At 64.2% G+C, this 18198-nt stretch carries 17 protein-coding genes; 6 read left to right on the forward strand and 11 right to left on the reverse strand.

The window, feature by feature from the left end:
- Positions 1-30: 30 nt before the first annotated feature.
- Genes ACYU03_RS14255 through ACYU03_RS14275 form a run of 5 tightly spaced genes read right to left on the reverse strand, consistent with a single transcriptional unit; the run spans position 31 to position 4463 of the window.
- Positions 31-786, reverse strand: a complete 756-nt coding sequence (locus tag ACYU03_RS14255; protein ID WP_461885221.1) for an ABC transporter permease — start codon at positions 784-786, stop codon at positions 31-33.
- On the reverse strand, positions 786-1985 hold the full coding sequence (locus ACYU03_RS14260) for an ABC transporter substrate-binding protein (RefSeq protein ID WP_461885222.1): 1200 nt from the start codon (positions 1983-1985) through the stop codon (positions 786-788). The genes ACYU03_RS14255 and ACYU03_RS14260 overlap by 1 nt, the downstream gene beginning before the upstream one ends.
- Positions 1951-2799, reverse strand: a complete 849-nt coding sequence (locus ACYU03_RS14265) for an ABC transporter ATP-binding protein (RefSeq protein ID WP_461885223.1) — start codon at positions 2797-2799, stop codon at positions 1951-1953. Before ACYU03_RS14265 ends, ACYU03_RS14260 begins: the two co-directional genes overlap by 35 nt.
- Positions 2796-3857 carry an acyl-CoA dehydrogenase family protein gene (locus ACYU03_RS14270; RefSeq protein WP_461885224.1) on the reverse strand — a complete coding sequence of 354 codons (1062 nt, stop codon included), beginning with the start codon at positions 3855-3857 and terminating at the stop codon, positions 2796-2798. Before ACYU03_RS14270 ends, ACYU03_RS14265 begins: the two co-directional genes overlap by 4 nt.
- 48 nt (positions 3858-3905) lie before the next feature.
- A complete protein-coding gene (locus ACYU03_RS14275; RefSeq protein ID WP_461885225.1) occupies positions 3906-4463 on the reverse strand; it encodes a carboxymuconolactone decarboxylase family protein in 558 nt (185 codons plus the stop codon).
- A 103-nt stretch (positions 4464-4566) separates the two neighbouring features.
- Between ACYU03_RS14275 and ACYU03_RS14280 the strand changes: the two genes are divergently transcribed.
- Positions 4567-5484 carry an AraC family transcriptional regulator gene (locus ACYU03_RS14280; protein WP_461885226.1) on the forward strand — a complete coding sequence of 306 codons (918 nt, stop codon included), beginning with the start codon at positions 4567-4569 and terminating at the stop codon, positions 5482-5484.
- A gap of 6 nt (positions 5485-5490) precedes the next feature.
- Here the strand turns inward: ACYU03_RS14280 and ACYU03_RS14285 are convergent, their stop codons facing one another.
- From ACYU03_RS14285 to ddlA, 3 genes are all read right to left on the reverse strand, one after another.
- Entirely contained in the window at positions 5491-6438 is a 948-nt protein-coding gene (locus tag ACYU03_RS14285; RefSeq protein ID WP_461885227.1) for a FecR domain-containing protein, read from the reverse strand.
- Complete coding sequence (locus tag ACYU03_RS14290; protein ID WP_461885228.1) at positions 6435-6956, reverse strand: sigma-70 family RNA polymerase sigma factor; 522 nt, start codon at positions 6954-6956, stop codon at positions 6435-6437. Before ACYU03_RS14290 ends, ACYU03_RS14285 begins: the two co-directional genes overlap by 4 nt.
- Before the next feature lie 144 nt (positions 6957-7100).
- A complete protein-coding gene (gene ddlA / locus ACYU03_RS14295) occupies positions 7101-8195 on the reverse strand; it encodes a D-alanine--D-alanine ligase (RefSeq protein WP_461885229.1) in 1095 nt (364 codons plus the stop codon).
- Positions 8196-8298: 103 nt separating this feature from the next.
- Between ddlA and ACYU03_RS14300 the strand changes: the two genes are divergently transcribed.
- The 3 genes from ACYU03_RS14300 to ACYU03_RS14310 all read left to right on the forward strand — a co-directional run bounded on the left by ACYU03_RS14300 (position 8299) and on the right by ACYU03_RS14310 (position 11035).
- Positions 8299-8868, forward strand: coding sequence for a GNAT family N-acetyltransferase (locus tag ACYU03_RS14300; protein ID WP_461885230.1), 570 nt, complete (start codon positions 8299-8301; stop codon positions 8866-8868).
- A 114-nt stretch (positions 8869-8982) separates the two neighbouring features.
- Positions 8983-9663, forward strand: a complete 681-nt coding sequence (locus ACYU03_RS14305; RefSeq protein ID WP_461885231.1) for a response regulator transcription factor — start codon at positions 8983-8985, stop codon at positions 9661-9663.
- Complete coding sequence (locus tag ACYU03_RS14310; RefSeq protein ID WP_461885232.1) at positions 9641-11035, forward strand: sensor histidine kinase; 1395 nt, start codon at positions 9641-9643, stop codon at positions 11033-11035. The genes ACYU03_RS14305 and ACYU03_RS14310 overlap by 23 nt, the downstream gene beginning before the upstream one ends.
- A 153-nt stretch (positions 11036-11188) precedes the next feature.
- On the opposite strand, the gene cysS is transcribed toward ACYU03_RS14310, so the two are convergent.
- Positions 11189-12574: a cysteine--tRNA ligase gene (gene cysS, locus ACYU03_RS14315; RefSeq protein WP_461885233.1), complete on the reverse strand. Its 1386-nt coding sequence runs from the start codon at positions 12572-12574 to the stop codon at positions 11189-11191.
- A gap of 9 nt (positions 12575-12583) precedes the next feature.
- The gene (locus tag ACYU03_RS14320) at positions 12584-14287 is read right to left on the reverse strand and encodes a glutamine--tRNA ligase/YqeY domain fusion protein (protein WP_461885234.1); all 1704 of its coding nucleotides are present in this window, start codon (positions 14285-14287) and stop codon (positions 12584-12586) included.
- 235 nt (positions 14288-14522) lie between these two features.
- On the opposite strand from ACYU03_RS14320, the gene ACYU03_RS14325 reads away from it, so the two are divergent.
- On the forward strand, positions 14523-15023 hold the full coding sequence (locus ACYU03_RS14325; protein WP_461885235.1) for a peptidylprolyl isomerase: 501 nt from the start codon (positions 14523-14525) through the stop codon (positions 15021-15023).
- Positions 15020-15742, forward strand: a complete 723-nt coding sequence (gene lpxH / locus ACYU03_RS14330) for a UDP-2,3-diacylglucosamine diphosphatase (protein WP_461885236.1) — start codon at positions 15020-15022, stop codon at positions 15740-15742. Before ACYU03_RS14325 ends, lpxH begins: the two co-directional genes overlap by 4 nt.
- 38 nt (positions 15743-15780) lie before the next feature.
- Here the strand turns inward: lpxH and pvdQ are convergent, their stop codons facing one another.
- Entirely contained in the window at positions 15781-18099 is a 2319-nt protein-coding gene (gene pvdQ / locus ACYU03_RS14335) for a bifunctional acylase PvdQ (protein ID WP_461885237.1), read from the reverse strand.
- Positions 18100-18198: the final 99 nt, after the last annotated feature.

Genomic DNA, 18198 nt, shown 5'->3' on the forward strand with positions numbered 1-18198 from the left:
CTGGCTCCCTATCTCGAAACGGCAGTACCGTCAGGCGTGCACCCAACGCCGGTGCAGCCCCCGCGCCAGCGCATCGAGCATGAACCCCAGCACCCCGATCAACAGCACCATGGCCATCAGCTCCGAATACGCCAGGCGGTCCCGGGTATCGAGGATGAAGTAGCCAAGCCCCGCGCTGACCCCAAGCATCTCGCAGGGCACCAGCACGATCCATAGAATGCCGATGGCCAACCGCACGCCGGTCAGCACATGGCCGAGCACCCCGGGAATGATGACTTTGCACAGGGTCTCCCAGCGTGTGGCGCTGAGGCTGCGGCTCAGTTGCAGCCAACGCGGGTCGAGCTGGCGCACGCCGGCTGCGGTGTTAAGCAAGATCGGCCAAAGCGCGGCGAAGGCCAGGAGGAAGTAGATCGGTTGGTCGCCCACGCCCATCAGCATCACCACCACGGGCATCCAAGACAACGGCGAGATCATCCGCAAAAACTGGAACGCCGGGGTGGTCGCCGCCTCCAGGTGACGGTAGCTGCCCACCAGCAACCCCAGAGGCACACCGATCAGCAAGGCCAGCAGCAGGCCTACCAGGATACGCTTGAGACTGACCCAGACATGCCCGTAGACCTCGCCCTCGCCCAGCAGCTCGATCAGGCTGGCCAAGGTCGCCTGGGGCGAAAAGCGCGCCGACAAGCCATCGGCCTCGCCGAACAGGTGCACGCCCAGCCACCACAGCAGCAGCAACCCGAGCAGCCCGGCCAAACCCAGAGCAGCGTGCATGACATGCTTGCCCATCAGACCGCGAACTCCTCGCTGCGCTCGAAACTGTCTGCCAGGCCGAAAGCCGACAGGCCACCAACGGCTTCGATGCTATTGCGCACGAAGCGGTCGTCGACCAGGTCGCGGGCAGTGTGGGCCGGGTCCAGCCCGGCGAGGAAGGCGCTGTCACCCTCGATCAGGGTGTTCTTCAGGCGGCGTACCAGTTCGTCGGTATAGCTGGGAAACGGATAGGGCTGGAAGTCGATACGCTTCTCGTCCCACTGCTCATGCCGGATCGCCCCGCTGGCCAGGTAGGCGGCGCGGTCTTCAGCGGCTGGCGCCAGCACCTTGCTCAGCACCTGCGGAGTGTGTGGCGTGTACTTGTTCGGCCCGCTCTTGGACAGCAGCGCGGCGGCTTCGGCACGGTGGTCGCGGGTCCACAGTTGGGCCTTGACGATGGCATTGACGACCTTCTGTGACCACTCAGGGCGGTTGTTCAGGTCATGCTCATGCATGAACACCACGCAGCACGCATGGTTGCGCCAGATGTCCCCGGTAAACCGCTGCACCCGGCCGACCTTGAGGTCCTCGGCCAGGGCGTTGAACGGCTCGGCGACGATATAGCCAGCGATGCGCTTGCTGGCCAGGGCCGGCGGCATGTCGGACGGCGGCAGCACCAGCAGATTGACCTCATTGGCCGCCAGGGTGGCGCTGGCCGACTTGGATACCGGCTCCAGGCCGTTGTCACGCAGCAGTTGCTGCACCACCACGTTGTGGATCGAGTACCAGAACGGAATGGCCACGGTCTTGCCTGCCAATTGCTTGATGTCGGTGATGTCCGGGGCCACGGTCAGGCCCGAACCACCGACATGGTTCCAGGCCACCACCTTGGCCGGCACCTTGCTGCCGTAGCGGGCCCAGACGGTCATCGGCGAGAGCAGGTGGATAACGTTGACCTGGCCGGAAATGAACGCCTCGATCACCTGCGCCCAACTGCGCAGCAGCACCGGGCGCTCGGCCTTGATACCTTCGGCCTCGAACAGGCCGTTGTTGTGCGCCACCAGCAGCGGCGTGGCGTCGGTAATCGGCAGGTAGCCAATGCGCACCGGCGCATCCGGCTCTGCCGCCGCACGCGCCTGCAGGCTGCTCAGCAACGGCATGGCGCCACCAGCGGTCAGCAGCGCACTGAGTTTGATGAAGTCACGACGAGTGTGGGTGAAGTCGTCCATGCACATGGGCAGTCTCCGGCGGCAACGGCAAGGTTGAAGAAGAAGGTTCGGCTGTGCGGCTTGCCCGCCGAAGGGTCTTGAGGATCTCGATACGTAACGCGCCTAGTTCCTCGACCCGTTGCGCGCGAGGCTGCGGCAGGTCGATATGCCATTGGCCGAGGGTGCGCGCCGGGTGGTTGCCCAGTAGCAGGACCCGATCGGATAACAGCAGGGCTTCGTCGATATCGTGGGTGATCAGTACGGCAGCGGTGTTATGGGTGGCGATCAGTTGCAGCAACAGTTGCTGCATGTCGGCCCGCGTCACTTCATCGAGGGCACCGAACGGCTCGTCGAGCAACAGCACCTGCGGCTGACGCGCCAGGCAGCGGGCCAGCGCGGTACGCTGGGCCATGCCGCCGGACAACTGCGCCGGGTAGTGCTGACGGGCATGGGCCAGGCCCACAGCCTCGATGGCATGGTCGATGCGCGCCTGGCGCTCGGCGGCTGCCAGCTTGGGCTGGCGAGCGAAGTCGAGGCCGAAGGCGACATTCTTCTCCAGGCTCAGCCAGGGCAACAGGCTGGGATCCTGGAAGGCCACCGCCAGGCGTGGGTGCGGCCCTTGCAGAGGCTCGCCCAGTAGCGTCACGCTGCCGCTGTGCGCCTGTTGCAGGCCGGCCAGCACGCGCAACAGGCTCGACTTACCCACCCCGCTGGGGCCAAGGATGCTGACCACCTCGCCCGGCGCCAACTGCAGGTCGAACTGCTCCAGCACCGCCTGCCAGCTACCCTCGCGGGGGTAGCCCAGGCTGATCTCCCGGGCTTCGAGCAAGGTCCCGCTCATGCTGCCGCCTGGCGCTGAAGCTCGGCGCGCAATTGCACCCGGCTTGGGGTGACGATCGGCACGAAGGCCGACTCACGCCAGCGGCGGGCGAAGCCGGCGCCGTAGGCACTGAGGTAGGCCTTGCCGCCACTGGCCTGCAACTCCAGTTGCACGGCATCGGCCGCGCTTTCAGCAAGAATGATACGCAGCTTGAACAATGCGGCCGGCTGCGTGATGAAGCGGCCGTCGGACAGGCCCCGCTTGAGCTCGTTGACGGTGTTTTCCAGGCGTTCACCCAGTACCTGTTGGGCTTCATCGAGGAACGAGCCACGGCCTTGCAGGTGTCCCTGCACTTCCAGCAACGCCCGGCGCGCCAGGCCGATGGCCATGCCGCATTGCAGGGCCAGGAAGCCCGGGCGCACTGCCGGCAGGAACTCGCGAGCGTTTTCATGCAGCAACCACTCCCGGCTCAAGCGGACCTGATGGAATGCCAGGGCGGCGGTGTTGCTCGACTGCAGGCCCATCAGTTGCAGGTCGTCGGAGCGTTCCACGCCCTGGCTACTGGAAGGAATCGCCAGGACGAAAGGCGAACCGCCCTCGCCGTGCTCGATGGCCGCTGCGACCACGAAACCGCTCTTACGCAGGTTGGTCACCCAATGCAGGCGGCCTTCGAGGGTCCAGCCGGCGTCATTGGCGTGCCCGCGCACTTGCAGCGACTCGATGCCCGAGAGGTACTTCATGGCATTGGACAGCCCGGTCGCACCGGCCAGTTCGCCCTTGAGCAGGTCTGGCAACAAGCGCTCGCGCAAGGCCTGGTTGGGGCTGTGCAGCAGGTATTCGATGAAGGCGCGCTGGCCCCAGCAGACGAACGCCGACGCCAGGGAGTGGCTGGCGATAGCGGCAATGGCCTCCACCGCGTCGGCGACCTGGCCGCCCGTACCGCCCAAAGCAGGGTCGACGCCGATACGCAGCACTTGCGCTTCGGCCACCTGTGCCAGCACCTGCTGCGGGTCGCATTGTCCCAGATCGATGGCCTCGGCGCTGGCATCCAGCCATTGCCGGAATGCAGGATCAAGCATGTCCTTACTCCTTTGAAATACGCCGGCCCCGCCGGCAACACGCGTCGATCAAGCCGAAGGCTGCCAGCGGTACGTGCTCAGCTCGTCATTCAGGGGCGTCTGGGCGAACACATTAGCAAAGTTGCACAGGGTGGCGAGGCTCACGCCGAGAATCACTTCCAGGGCGTTGCCTTCACTGTAGCCAGCTTCGCGGAAGGCGGCGTAGCCCGCCTCGCTGACATTGCCACGGCTGGCGATCACTTCACGGGTGAAGGCAGCCAAGGCTTCGAGCTTCTCCACTGGCAGCTCGCTGCGGGCGCGCAAGGCATCCACCACTTCCTGCGGCAGCTTGGCCTTGTTCAAGGCGACGGCGGTATGCCCGGCCACGCAGAAATCGCAGCCATGGTTGGTCGCGGCCACCAGTTGCACCACTTCGCGCTCGGGCAGGCTCAGCTCGGCCTTGCCGTTGAGCGCAGAGACCGTGACGTAGGTTTCCAGCGCCGCTGGGGCATTGGCCAAGACGCCCAGCAAATTGGGAATGAAGCCGGAGGCTTTCTGGGCATTCTCAAGGAATGGGCGGGCCGCTTCCGGAGCGCTTTGCAGAGTGTGTAGAGTAATACGCGACATGGAGTGGACTCCTGTGACTTGGGGTCCGTACAGTCTGTTGGTTATAAGAATTGCCTGCCATATTCGTGAGTCGTCATTCCTTGCTCTTGAGTGTTTCCATTAGATGATTTCCGCCAGCCCGCTTATCGATTGGTTATTAGAGAGCCTGGAGCTGGATGCCAGCTTGTTCCATGTCGGCCGCTACTGCGGCGGCTGGCATGCCAGCACCCAGGGCATGGGCCGCGCCAGCTTCCACTTGGTGGTCCAGGGCCATTGCTGGCTGCATATAGACGGCCAGCCTGATGGCGTGCGCCTGGAAGCCGGCGATGCGGTGTTCCTGCTGCGCGACCTCGGCTATCGCCTGTCCAGTGATGAAGACCCACTGAACGCCTGCGCCCAGCCGCGGCAGGCCATGCAGGCGCTGGATACGAGCGCCGCCGACGGAGTTGGCCTGGTCTGCGGGTTCTTCCATTTCCAGTCAGCGTTATCGTCGCTGATCATCGAGGGCCTGGCCGACTGGATCATCCTGCGTGCCGGAGACCCGGCGCTGAGCGCGGCGCGGGCCTTGTTCCAACTGATCCTGGAGGAATGCCAGCGGCCCCCCGCACCTTCTCAAACCCTGCTCGAGCGCCTGACGCACTTGTTGTTCCTGTATGTCCTGCGCCAACAGGTGCGCGATGAGCAGTCCATCGGCGGCCTGGTCGCCCTCGCCCGCCAAAGCGCCTTCGCTGGCCTGCTGGAGCAATTGATCGACCGCCCCGGGCATACCTGGACCCTGGAAAGCATGGCAGCCTGCACCGGCCTGTCGCGCTCGGCCTTCTTCAAGCGCTTCAACGAACTGGCCGGGCAGTCCCCCGGGCAGGTGCTGCTGGCCCTGCGCATGCGCCATGCCTGCCAGTTGCTACGTGCCGGCAATACTGTCGAGCAGGTGGGTGCCGAGGCCGGGTACCAGTCGGTTGCCGCCTTCACCCGGGCCTTTGCCAAGGCGGTTGGCGTGCAACCAGGTGCCTATCGCAAGCAGCATGAAGGACGGGTGGGCTAACAGCGCTCAGCCAATGAGTGATCGCGGTGTCAGCGAGACCCAGTAGCGGGTGCGGTAATGCACCTGCAGCGGCAGGCTGGCGGCAAGCAGCGCAAGAACCTTGTCGGTGTCGTCCAGGTGGAAGGTGCCGGTCACCGCAAGGCGCTCCAGCGCCGGGTCCCAGCGCAGCAACCCCGGACGGTAGCGGTCCAACTCACGCAAGACATCGCCCAGGGGTTGGTTGTCGACGATCAGCAAGCCCTGTTGCCAGCCCGGCAATTGCGCATCGAATGCCTGGACAGCGCTGACGCCGCCACTGTCCAGCCGCGCGCGCTGCCCTGGCAGCAAGAGCATCGCGCTTCCCTGCCTCGGTTGCAGGCGTACCTCCCCGCTGCTGACCAGGACTTGGCAATGGTCTGGATACTGGCGTACGCAGAAGCTGGAGCGGGAAGCGAGCAGCGTGCCTTGGCGGGTCTGCACCTGCAGCTCGCTGACGCTGTCTAGCGCGATTTCACCCTCCAGCAGCTGCAACTTCCGTTGCCCTGCACTGAAATCGAGGTTCACCGCACTGGCCGTGTTCAGTTGCAAACGGCTGCCGTCGGGCAATTCGAGGCCACGCCGCTCTCCTGTGGCGGTGCGCAGGTCGGCACGCCAGCTGTCGACCGGTAATTGCCGGTAGCCCAGCCAAGCCAATGGCGCCAAGGCCCCCAGGGCCAGCGCCTGGTTGAGCAGCTTGCGTCGGCCCTGATCCGGCCGGTCAAGGCTGGCCAGCGCCAGAGGCGCAGGCACTTGCGCGAAACGCTGGCGCAAGGCCTCGGCCTTTTGCCAGAGCGCCTCATGAGCGGCGCTGCGGGCTCGCCAACGTTGCAGTTCAGCCTCCTGAGCGGCGCTGAAGCGACCGGCATCCTGTAGAGCCAACCACTGCGCCGCTTCACGGGCCAGTTGACGCGTCTGGGTGGATGGTCGGGCGCTCATAGCTCTAGGTCCACCAATAGGCAATGCTCGTAAGCCTTGGCCATGTAACGCTTGACCGTACGCTCCGACACCTGCAGACGCCCGCCGATGGTGGCGTAGTCCACTCCCTCCAACTGCGCCCAAAGGAAGGCCTGACGCACGGCCTGCGGCAGACCATCGAGCAGTTCATCCAGCGCCTGTAGGGCTTCGAGCAGTAGCCAACGCTGCTCCGGCGACGGTGCCAATGCCTCGGGCAGGCTCGCCAGCGCGTCCAGGTAGGCACGCTCCAGGCTGCGCCGCTTGTAGTGATTGACCAGCAGGCGCTTGCCGACGGTCAGCAGGTAGGCGCGCGGCTCACGCAGGCCCGCCAGGGGTTGCGTCTGCTGGGCGGCAAGCACCCGGACGAAGGTGTCCTGAGCCAGGTCCGCGGCATCCCAGGCATCACCCAGGCGCCGGCGCAGCCAGTTTTCCAACCAACTGCGGTGATCACGGTAGAGCGTGCTGAGGGAAGTATCGGGTGCCGCGGCAGAGTCGGTCATTCGGAGGCACGCTGGAGGCTCGAAGATATGAATGCGAGTGATTCTAATTGCTTCTAACGCTCGAGCCAAGCATCCGGCAGGTCAACGGCAATGAGACCGTACCTGCCGGATAGGCGCAGCCGCACCAGACGCCGCCGAGTGTCCCTAGCGTGAGAAACGCAGCTCGTTGCGCCGGGCGTGGCGCTCCAGGGCCAAGTCGATCAGGCGGCTGACCAGTTCGCTGTAGGCCATGCCGCTGTGCTGCCACAGCTTGGGATACATGCTGATGCGAGTGAAGCCTGGCAAGGTATTGAGCTCGTTGACCAGCACCTTGCCATCCCGGGTGAGGAACACGTCGACCCGCGCCAAGCCGGAACACTCCAGCGCTTGGTACGCCGCCACCGACACCTGGCGGATCCGCTGCGACTGTTCGTCACTGAGGTCGGCAGGCACTTTCACTTCGGCAGCATCGCCATCGATGTACTTGCTGTCATAGGAATAGAACCCTCCGCTCACCACGATCTCACCGCAGGCGCTGGCGATCGGCTCCTCGTTGCCCAGCACCGCGCACTCGATCTCCCGGCCATCCACGGCAGCTTCCACCAGCACCTTATGGTCGTAGGCGAAGGCCTCCTGCAAAGCCGCCGCCCAATCCGCCTCGCTGCTGACCTTGCTCACGCCTACGGACGACCCGGCGTTGGCCGGCTTGACGAACAGCGGCAGGCCCAGCTCGGCCGCCACCTTGTCAAAGGATGTGGCGCCCACAGTGCCACGGGTCAAGGTGACGAAAGGCGTGACCGCGATACCGGCATCGCGCAACAGACGCTTGCTGACGTCCTTGTCCATGCAGATGGCCGAACCCAGCACGTCCGAGCCGACAAAAGGCAGGTCGAGCATGCGCAGCAGGCCCTGCAGCGAACCGTCCTCGCCGAGCGAACCATGGACGATGGGAAACAGCACATCCACCGGCGGCAGGCTGCCCTGCCCGCCCGCCTGGACCAAGCCCTGGCCAGCCTCGCCAGGGACCACGGCCAGGTCCTGGTTGGACTCGTTGAGGGCAATCAATGCCGGGTTCTCTTGGTTGAGCAGATAGTCCGACTCGTGGTTCAGGTGCCAGCGCCCTTGCTTGTCGATGCCGATCAGCACCGGCTCAAAGCGGGAACGGTCGAGGGCATCGATGATGTTCTTGGCCGATTGCAGCGACACTTCGTGTTCGACCGAGCGGCCGCCGAAGATGATGCCAACGCGCAGTTTGTTCATATAAAGAGACGAGTCCTTGTTCTCAAGAAAGCGATCTGCGGGAAAAAGTTGCACAGCAACACTAACACTTCCAGACTCGGGGCTCACGCATAAGGGACCCTCCATGATCCACATCCGCCCCATGACCGATGCCGATTTCGAACGCTTCTGGCCAACCTTCCAGGCCGTCGTCGGCGCCCGCGAAACCTACGCCTTCGATCCGGCAACCAGCTTCGACCAGGCCCGCCAGCTATGGCTGCAAACACCCCTGCACACCCTGGTGGCGGAAGAGAATGGCGAACTGCTTGGCTCCTATTACCTCAAGGCCAACGCCGCTGGCCCCGGCGGGCATGTGAGCAACTGCGGCTACATGGTCTGCGAAGCAGCACGCGGGCGCGGAGTGGCCCGGCTAATGTGCGAGCACTCGCAAAAGCTGGCGCGCCAGGAAGGCTTCCTGGCCATGCAGTTCAATTCAGTGGTGGCCAGCAACGAAGTGGCCGTGGCCCTGTGGCGCGCGCTCGGTTTCGAGACCGTCGGCCGCCTGCCCCGCGCCTATCGCCATGCCCGGCTGGGGCTGGTGGATTGCTTGGTGATGTACAAATGGCTGGCCGATGAACCGGTGATCGAAAAGCCCAGTCTGCTGATCGGACGCAAAAATATCGAGGCCAGAGTGTCGCGCAAGCGCGGGCGCTGACGTCAACGCCCGCCTGCCTGTACCCGAGGCGTCGGCCCAGATGAATTTTTCTTAAACCGGGCACTGTCTATTCTTTGGCACAATCAGTGTCCCATTCGCTGCCCAGGTATTAGCATGCCCCGCGTACTGACCATCGAAGACGACGCCGTCACCGCACAGGAAATCGTTGCCGAGCTGTCCAGCCACGGCCTGGAAGTGGACTGGGCCGACAATGGCCGTGAGGGCCTGTCCAAGGCGATCGCCGGCGGCTACGACCTGATCACCTTGGACCGCATGCTGCCTGAGGTCGATGGCCTGAGCATCGTCACTACCCTGCGCAACCTGAAGATCGCCACACCGATCCTGATGATCAGCGCTCTCTCGGATGTCGACGAGCGCGTACGCGGCCTGCGCGCAGGAGGCGACGACTACCTGACCAAGCCCTTCGCCTCTGACGAGATGGCTGCCCGGGTGGAGGTGCTGTTGCGACGCAATAGCGTGCCGACGGCCCAGACCCGCCTGCAGGTCGCCGACCTGGAGCTGGACCTGATCAGCCATGAAGCCCGCCGTGGCGAACAGACCCTCAACCTGCTGCCCACCGAGTACAAGCTGCTGGAATACCTGATGCGCCACGCCGGCCAGGTGATCACCCGGATGATGATCTTCGAGGAAGTCTGGGGTTATCACTTCGACCCCGGCACCAACCTGATCGACGTGCATATCGGCCGCTTGCGCAAGAAGATCGACGCGCCCGGCCAGACCCCGCTGATCCGTACCGTGCGGGGCTCCGGCTATGCCATTGCTGAACCCGTCTAAAGGCTGGAGTTCCTCGACCAGCCGCCTACTGGCGCTGTACAGCTTCCTCTTCGTGGCCTGGAGCAGCATCCTCATGGGTGTGCTCTACTTCGAGGTGTCCAGCTACCTGAACAAACTCACCCGGCATTCCATGCTGCAGCGCCAGCACCTGTTCGCCCACATGACCGGCAAGCAACTGGACGATGCCCTGATCGCCAGCCAGGCCTTCGAGGAACGCAGCTTCGATGCCTACGGCTTGTTCGATGCCCAGCTCAACCCGATTGGCGGGCGGATCCGTCAGATCCCACCAGAGCTGGGCCTGGACGGCCAGATCCACGAACTCAAGCGCTGCCTGGACGCCGACGACCCGCACCTGCCACGCGACAGTTGCGATGCCGTGGCGATCAAGGTCCGCGATGGCCGCTGGCTGGTGCTGGTGCGCGACAACGGTTCGCTGTTCGTGGTGACCCGGATCATTCTCCACGCCCTGCTCTGGGGTATCTCACTGACTATCATTCCGGGCTTTGCCGGCTGGTACCTACTGCGCCGCCGGCCGCTCAAGCGTATCCGCGCCGTGCAAGCCAGCGCCGAGCTGATCGTCGCCGGCGACCTGACCCGACGCCTACCCCTCTCGGCACGGCGCGACGAACTGGACATGCTGGCCGCCATCGTCAACGCCATGCTCGACCGCATCGAGCGGCTGATGCATGAGGTCAAGGGCGTCTGTGACAACATCGCCCACGACCTGCGCACACCCCTGACCCGACTGCGCGCCCAGCTTTACCGCATCCGCCAGCAAAGCGGCGACGATGCCCCGCAGGCCGAAGCGCTGGAGCAGGCCATCAGCGAAACCGACACGCTGATGGCGCGCTTCCGTGGACTGCTGCGCATCAGTGAACTGGAAGACCGCCAGCGCCGCGCAGGCTTTGTCGAACTCGACCCCCATGCGCTGCTGGCCGAACTGCATGATTTCTACCTGCCCCTGGCCGAAGATGGCGGGATCCGCCTGAGCCTGGAACAGCCGACCCAACTGCCAGCACTGCACGGCGACCGTGAGCTGTTGTTCGAGGCGTTGGCCAACCTGGTCGGCAATGCCATCAAGTTCACCCCCGAAGGCGGACAGGTACGGGTACTGGCGACCCAGGATGCGTCAGGCGTACACATCGCCGTGGAAGACAGCGGCCCGGGCATTCCAGAAGATGAGCGCGAGGCGGTGTTGAAACGCTTCTATCGCAGCGAAGAAGGTCAGCGCCATGCCGGATTCGGGCTGGGGTTGTCGATCGTCGCAGCGATCGTTGACCTGCATGGGTTCGGGTTGGAGGTAGGGGCCAGCGAGCTGGGCGGGGCGAAGTTGCTTGTAAGCTGCAAGCTTCTAGCGGCAAGCCTTAAGTAGAAGATTGCTGGGGCAATTGCGTGATGGCCACCAGATGCATGCCGACAGTTCCTCGGCGCCCTCAAGATCCCGCGCCGCCCGCGCGGCGCGGGGTCTCAAGAACACCAAAGACCCCAAGGCATGCCCCGCTAGCCATAACCAGCTCGAAGCCCGTCAAGCCCCAGAAAGGCGCCAGGTAGTGCCGCCCTTGCCGTCTTCCAGCACCACGCCCATGGCGGTGAGCTGGTCGCGGATACGGTCAGACTCGGCCCAGTTCTTCTCCGCCCGCGCAGCCAGGCGCGCCTGGATCAACGCTTCGACCTCGGCCGCATCGACCTTGCCTTCGGCACCGGCGCGCAGGAACTCATCGGCGTCGAGCTGCAATACGCCCAGTACATCGGCCAGCTCACGCAAACGGCCGGCAAGACCAGCGGCCACGTCCGGCTCGCTGTCACGCACTCGGTTGATTTCGCGCACCAGGTCGAACAGCACGGCGCAAGCTTCGGGGGTGCCGAAGTCATCGTTCATCGCCACCTTGAAGCGCTCGACATACTCCTCGCCACCCTTGGCCGCCACCCGGGGCAGGCCACGCAGCGCGTGGTAGAAGCGCTCCAGGGCGCCCTTGGCTTCGCGCAGGCTGTCTTCGGAGTAGTTGATCGCGCTGCGGTAGTGGCTGGCCACCAACAGGTAGCGCACCACCTCCGGGTGGTACTTGTCGAGCACGTCGCGGATGGTGAAGAAGTTGTTCAACGACTTGGACATCTTCTCGCCATTGATGCGGATCATGCCGCAATGCATCCAGGCATTGGCGTAGGGCTTGCCAGTGGCCGCCTCGCTCTGGGCGATCTCGTTCTCGTGATGCGGGAACTCCAGGTCGCTGCCGCCACCGTGGATGTCGAAGCTCTCGCCCAAGCAGCAGGTGGACATCACCGAGCATTCGATGTGCCAGCCCGGCCGGCCCGGGCCCCATGGCGACTCCCAGCTCGGCTCGCCCGGCTTGGCGGCCTTCCACAGGACGAAGTCCAGCGGATCCTGCTTGGCTTCGCCAACCTCGATCCGTGCGCCGATGCGCAGGTCTTCGATCTTGCGCCGCGACAGCTTGCCGTAGCCGACGAACTTGCCGACCCTGTAGTACACGTCGCCGTTGCCCGGCGCGTAGGCATAGCCCTTGTCGATCAGGGTCTGGATCATCGCGTGCATGCCGGCGATATGGTCGGTGGCACGCGGCTCCTGATCCGGCGGCAGGATGTTCAGGCGCCGCTCGTCCTCGTGCATGGCATCGATCATGCGCGCAGTCAGGGCGTCGAACGCTTCGCCGTTTTCATTGGCGCGGTTGATGATCTTGTCGTCGATGTCGGTGATGTTGCGCACGTAGGTCAGTTCATAGCCGCTGTAGCGCAGCCAGCGGGTGACCAGGTCGAAGGCCACCATGCTGCGGCCATGGCCCAGGTGGCAGTAGTCATACACGGTCATGCCGCAGACGTACATGCGCACCTTGTTGCCGTCCAGTGGTTTGAAGACTTCCTTGGTCTTGCTCAGGGTGTTGTAGATGGTAAGCACGAGGATTCCTTAGCTGCCCCACGAATCGCGCAGGGTGACGGTGCGGTTGAACACCGGGCGGCCCGGCTGGGTGTCCTTCAGGTCGGCGCAGAAGTAACCTTCGCGCTCGAACTGGAAGCGGTCTTCGGGCTGGGCCTGGCCCAGCGAAGGCTCAGCACGACAACCGGTGAGCACCTGCAGCGAATCAGGGTTGATGTTATCCAGGAAGCTGCCGCCCTCCTCGGTCTTCTCCGGGTTCGACGAGCGGAACAGGCGGTCGTACAGACGCACTTCGCACTCGACGCTGCCTTCGGCCGGCACCCAGTGGATCACGCCCTTGACCTTGCGGCCCTCGGGGTTCTTGCCCAAGGTGTCCGGGTCGTAGGAGCAACGCAGCTCGACGATATTGCCCTCGGCGTCCTTGACCGCCTCGTCGGCGCGGATCACGTAGCTGCCGCGCAGGCGTACTTCACCGTCCGGCACCAGGCGCTTGTAGCCCTTCGGCGGCGTTTCCGTGAAGTCGTCGCGGTCGATGTAGATCTCGCGGGCGAACGGCAGGACGCGCACGCCCATGTCTTCCTTCGGGTGGCGCGGCAGCTCGAGCTGCTCGACCTGGCCTTGCGGGTAGTTGGTGATGACCACTTTCAACGGGCGCAGCACGCACATGGCGCGTGGCGCGGTGCGGTCGAGGTCGTCACGGATGCTGAACTCGAGCATGGACATGTCGACCACGCCGTCGGAACGGTTGGTGCCGATCATCTCGCAGAAGTTGCGGATCGAGGCCGGGGTATAGCCACGGCGGCGGAAGCCCGACAGGGTCGACATGCGCGGGTCGTCCCAGCCGTTGACATGCTGCTCGTCGACCAGTTGCTTGAGCTTGCGCTTGCTGGTGATGGTGTAGTTCAGGTTGAGGCGGCTGAACTCGTACTGGCGTGGCTTGGCCGGCACCGGCAGGTTGTCCAGGAACCACTCGTACAGCGGCCGGTGGCCTTCGAACTCGAGGGTGCAGATCGAGTGGGTGATGCCTTCGATAGCGTCGGACTGGCCGTGGGTGAAGTCGTAGTTCGGGTAGATGCACCAGGCATCGCCGGTCTGGTGGTGGTGGGCATGGCGGATCCGGTACAGGATCGGGTCACGCAGGTTCATGTTCGGCGAAGCCATGTCGATCTTGGCGCGCAGAACGCGTTCACCGTCCTTGAATTCGCCGGCCTTCATGCGGGCGAACAGGTCCAGGTTCTCCTCGACGCTGCGCTCGCGGAACGGGCTGTTCTTGCCTGGCTCGGTCAGATTGCCACGGTACTCCCTGGCCTGCTCCGGAGTCAGGTCGCAGACATAGGCCTTGCCGGCCTTGATCAGGTCGACGGCCCAGGCGTGCAACTGGTCGAAGTATTGCGAAGCGTAGCGCACCGGGCCCGCCCACTCGAAGCCCAGCCACTTGATGTCGCTCTGGATGGCGTCGATGTACTCCTGGTCTTCCTTGGCCGGGTTGGTGTCATCGAAACGCAAGTGACAGGCACCGCCGAACTCCTTGGCCAGGCCAAAGTTCACGCAGATCGACTTGGCATGGCCGATGTGCAGGTAACCGTTGGGCTCCGGCGGGAAGCGAGTGACGATGCTGCTGTGCTTGCCCGAGTCCAGGTCAGCCTGCACGATCGGACGCAGGAAGTTCGCAGGGACGGCTGGGGCGCCTTTGGCAGCGGCGTTGGGAGCGGTGTCGGCAGTGGGCTTGCTCATAGGATCCTTGAATACGGGTACACGGCCTGGGTAGGCCGACTGAATCAAAGCGCTTATCATAGCCGAAGCAGTCAAGCTGCTGACAGTCAGGCACCTACTAAACTGGCGCGATTTGTCATGGCCTGTGCAAAATAGCCGCCGTGCGCCATGTGTCGCCGCTGCCAGACTGCGCGTCAGGTGGTTGTACGCGAGCCTGCGCCCCATTCACGAATGCCTTGAAAGAGCGAATTTCAGCATGTCCAAAGTCAAACTGAGCACCAACCACGGCGACATCGTCCTGCAACTGGACGCCGAGAAAGCCCCGAAAACCGTCGAGAACTTCGTTCAGTACGTCAAGGACGGCCACTACAACGGCACCGTGTTCCACCGCGTGATCAACAACTTCATGATCCAGGGCGGCGGTTTCGAGCCGGGCATGAAACAGAAAAGCACCCGCGCCCCGATCCAGAACGAAGCCGACAACGGCCTGAAGAACAAGAAGTACAGCATCGCCATGGCTCGCACCATGGAACCGCATTCGGCATCGGCTCAGTTCTTCATCAACGTCGCCGACAACGATTTCCTCAACCACAGCGGCAAGAACGTACAGGGCTGGGGCTACGCGGTGTTCGGTGAAGTGACCGAAGGCCAGGACATCGTCGACAAGATCAAAGGCGTCTCCACCGGCTCCAAGTCCGGCCACCAGGACGTGCCGAACGACGACGTGATCATCGAGAAAGCCGAGATCATTGAGTGATCCTGCTGATCTCCGATCTGCACCTGCAAGAAGAACGCCCGGACATCACCCGGGCGTTTCTTGATCTGCTCGACGGCCGCGCTCGCCATGCCGAGGCGCTGTACATCCTTGGCGATTTTTTCGAGGCCTGGATCGGCGATGACGCCATGACGCCCTTCCAGCAACAGATCTGCCAGGCCCTGCGCGCCTTGAGCGACAGCGGCACGGCCATTTACCTGATGCACGGCAATCGCGACTTCCTGATCGGCCAGGCCTTCTGCGAAGCGGCTGGTTGCACGCTGTTGGCGGACCCGAGCGTGGTCGAGCTGGGCGGCGAGCCGGTGCTGCTGATGCATGGCGACAGCCTGTGCACCCGCGACCTGGGCTACATGAAACTGCGCCGCTACCTGCGCAATCCGCTGAGCCTGTGGATCCTCCACCACCTGCCCCTGCGCAGCCGGCAGAAGCTGGCGCGCAAGCTGCGCAACGAAAGCCGCGCGCAGATGCGGATGAAGGCCACCGAGATCATCGATGTCACGCCCGAGGAAGTGCCACGGGTGATGCAGGAACATGGCGTGCGCACCCTGGTGCACGGCCACACCCATCGCCCGGCGATTCACAAGCTGATGGTCGATGGCGCACCTGCGCGGCGCATCGTGCTGGGTGACTGGGATCGCCGGGGCTGGGCCTTGCAAGTGGATGAACAGGGCTTCCAGCTGGCCCCGTTCGACTTTCATTGAGGCACTGCCTTGGGGCCGCTACACGGCGGCCCCGATGTTCAGTGCTGGGTCGCGGCGACCGTGGCCTGGTCACGCTCGCTGATCACGTACTGGCGATACTGCGGATCAGCCTTGATCTGCGCTTCGGTGAAGGGAATAGTCTGCCAGTGCTTGGCGGAAAAAGCGCGGGTCTGGTCGCTGGCATGACGGGAGCCGGCTTCACTGGACAGGGAGAATGCTAGCAGCCCTTGGGCCTGCGGCCCCTTGTCGGTGAAGCTGACCAGTTGCAGGTAGCTGGTGCCACTGACCACCAGGCGCTTGCCCTGCCCATGCGGCACGCTCTGGATCGCGTTGTAGACCCCCAACGCCTGAGGCCCACCATGCACTGGCGTACCATCGGCCGACTGCTGGATCTGCCCCCAGCGGCTGTCGGCATCCAGTCCGGCCTCGGTGACCTGTGCCAGGGAAGCCAGGGCCGCCTCGTTCAACAACTTGCGCACCGCCGCCTGCTCGACCGCCAGGCCACGCGGGGTGTGCTGCGGATCGGCTGGATCGAAAGCCACGCGCCACATCTCGGGGTGTTCCTCCAGCACTCGGAGGATGTTCTGGAAGTGCACCAGGCCAATGCCACTGTCCAGGTCGGCCTTGCCGTTCCAGGCCTGGAGGCTACTGCAGACTGGCTGTAGCGCGGCCTCGGCGCCCTGGCACCAGTTCAGCAGGTCAGGCAGCACCAACCCAGCCATATAGACCTCATCGTCCATGACCATGCGTTGCAGGTCGGCCGCATCGATTTTCGCCAAGCCGCCCAGGCGCTGCAGGGCAAAGCGGCTGCGCATGCCCAGTGGTTGCTCGGCGCGGCTGACCACGGGGGAGAATCCGCTCAGCGGCTGGGCCGGGTTGGCCATCCAAGCGGAATCGTTGGAGTTCTGCACATAGTCCCCCCGCGCCAGGCTCGGCAGCAGGTGGGCCGGAAAAATGCCTGGCTGGGCAGCCTGAGGATCGATCTTCCACTGGCAGGCACTACGTGAGCCGTCGAGCACTACCAACGGCTGCCCTGCCGCTGCTGGATCGCTGCATTGCCCCAGCAACTCCTGGTCCACATAGGGCACCACCGACTGGTTCATGTACAAGGCCTTGCCGCCCGCATCCACAGCCAGGGTGTTGACCCAGGGGATCCCCTGGAGCTGCTGCACCGAGGCCTTGAGCGCCGCCAGGCTGTCGGCGCGGTTGATCCGGTACCACTGCTGCAACACCCGGGTGTTGTCCAGGTTGGCATCACGCAAGCTGTAGGCGTATTGGCGGTCCCAGTCCAGGCGGCCCGGCCACTGCACCAGTGGGCCGAAGGTCGAACCGTAGACCTCTCGGCGGACCTCGCTCAGTTGGCCATCCTCACCCTTGACTGTCACGCTCAGGGCCTGCCGGGTCAGCGGCAGGGACTTGCCGTCGAGTAAGTAGCGGGTCGGATCCTTAGGGTCCAGTTGCAGCCGATAGAGCGTGAAGTGCTTGGACGTGTCGACCGTGTGGGTCCAGGCCAGATGCTGGTTGAAACCGATGTTGACCACCGGCAGCCCCGGCAGCGCCGCGCCCATGACATCGAGCTTGCCGGGAATGGTCAGTTGCATTTGGTAGAAGCGCAGGCCGCCCATCCAGGGAAAGTGCGGGTTGGCCAGCAGCAGGCCGCGGCCATTGAAGGAACGTTCGCCCCCTACCGCGACCGCATTGCTGCCCCGCTCCACGGCAAACCGTGCCTGACGCGCAGCAGCCGCCTCGAACCCGGCTTGCCGACGTTGCGCCACGCCCTTGGGCGGCGCGGCCGCTACCAACGCCTCGGCGAACTGGCCAACGCCACCTTCCACCAGTAGGCGACGGGTAATTTTGACCAGATCCAGGGCCGTGATCGGCCGCAACCAGTCACCCTGACCACATTCGGCTGGCAACCCCTGGGCCTTGCGTTCGGTCAATGCACGGTTGTAACCACTGGCATAGCCTTCGAGCAGGGCCCGCACGTCCTGCTGCTGCGCCTGCCAGAAGCCGAACACCGCCGAGGGCGTGTTCAGCCAGGTGAAAAACAGGTCGCTGTCGAGATTCTTGCGCTGCTCGAAGGTGGTCTGCTGCGGGCCAAAGTAGCGCGAACGCTCGCCATTGACCGTCAGCACTTCGTTGGCCAGCAGGCACAGGTTGTCCTGGGCGTAGGAATAACCGATGCCGTACCCCAGGCCACGCTCGTCCTTGGCCAGGATATGCGGCACACCAAAGCTGGTACGGCGGATCTGCGCCGTGGCATCAGCGGAAACCTCCCGGGCCTGTACAGCAAGGCTGGATGCGACAAGTGCGGCGGCTAGGCCAAGGCTCACCAGGGGACGGGAACGGGGGATCACGGGCACTCCTACGGATTCAAGGGTCATCCCGATCAAACGAAAATCAGCATGAAAATTTTACGTCAAGCGCGGTGCTGGAACGTCTTGAACAGGGAGTGG

The sequence above is a fragment of the Pseudomonas sp. X10 genome, assembly GCF_054889225.1.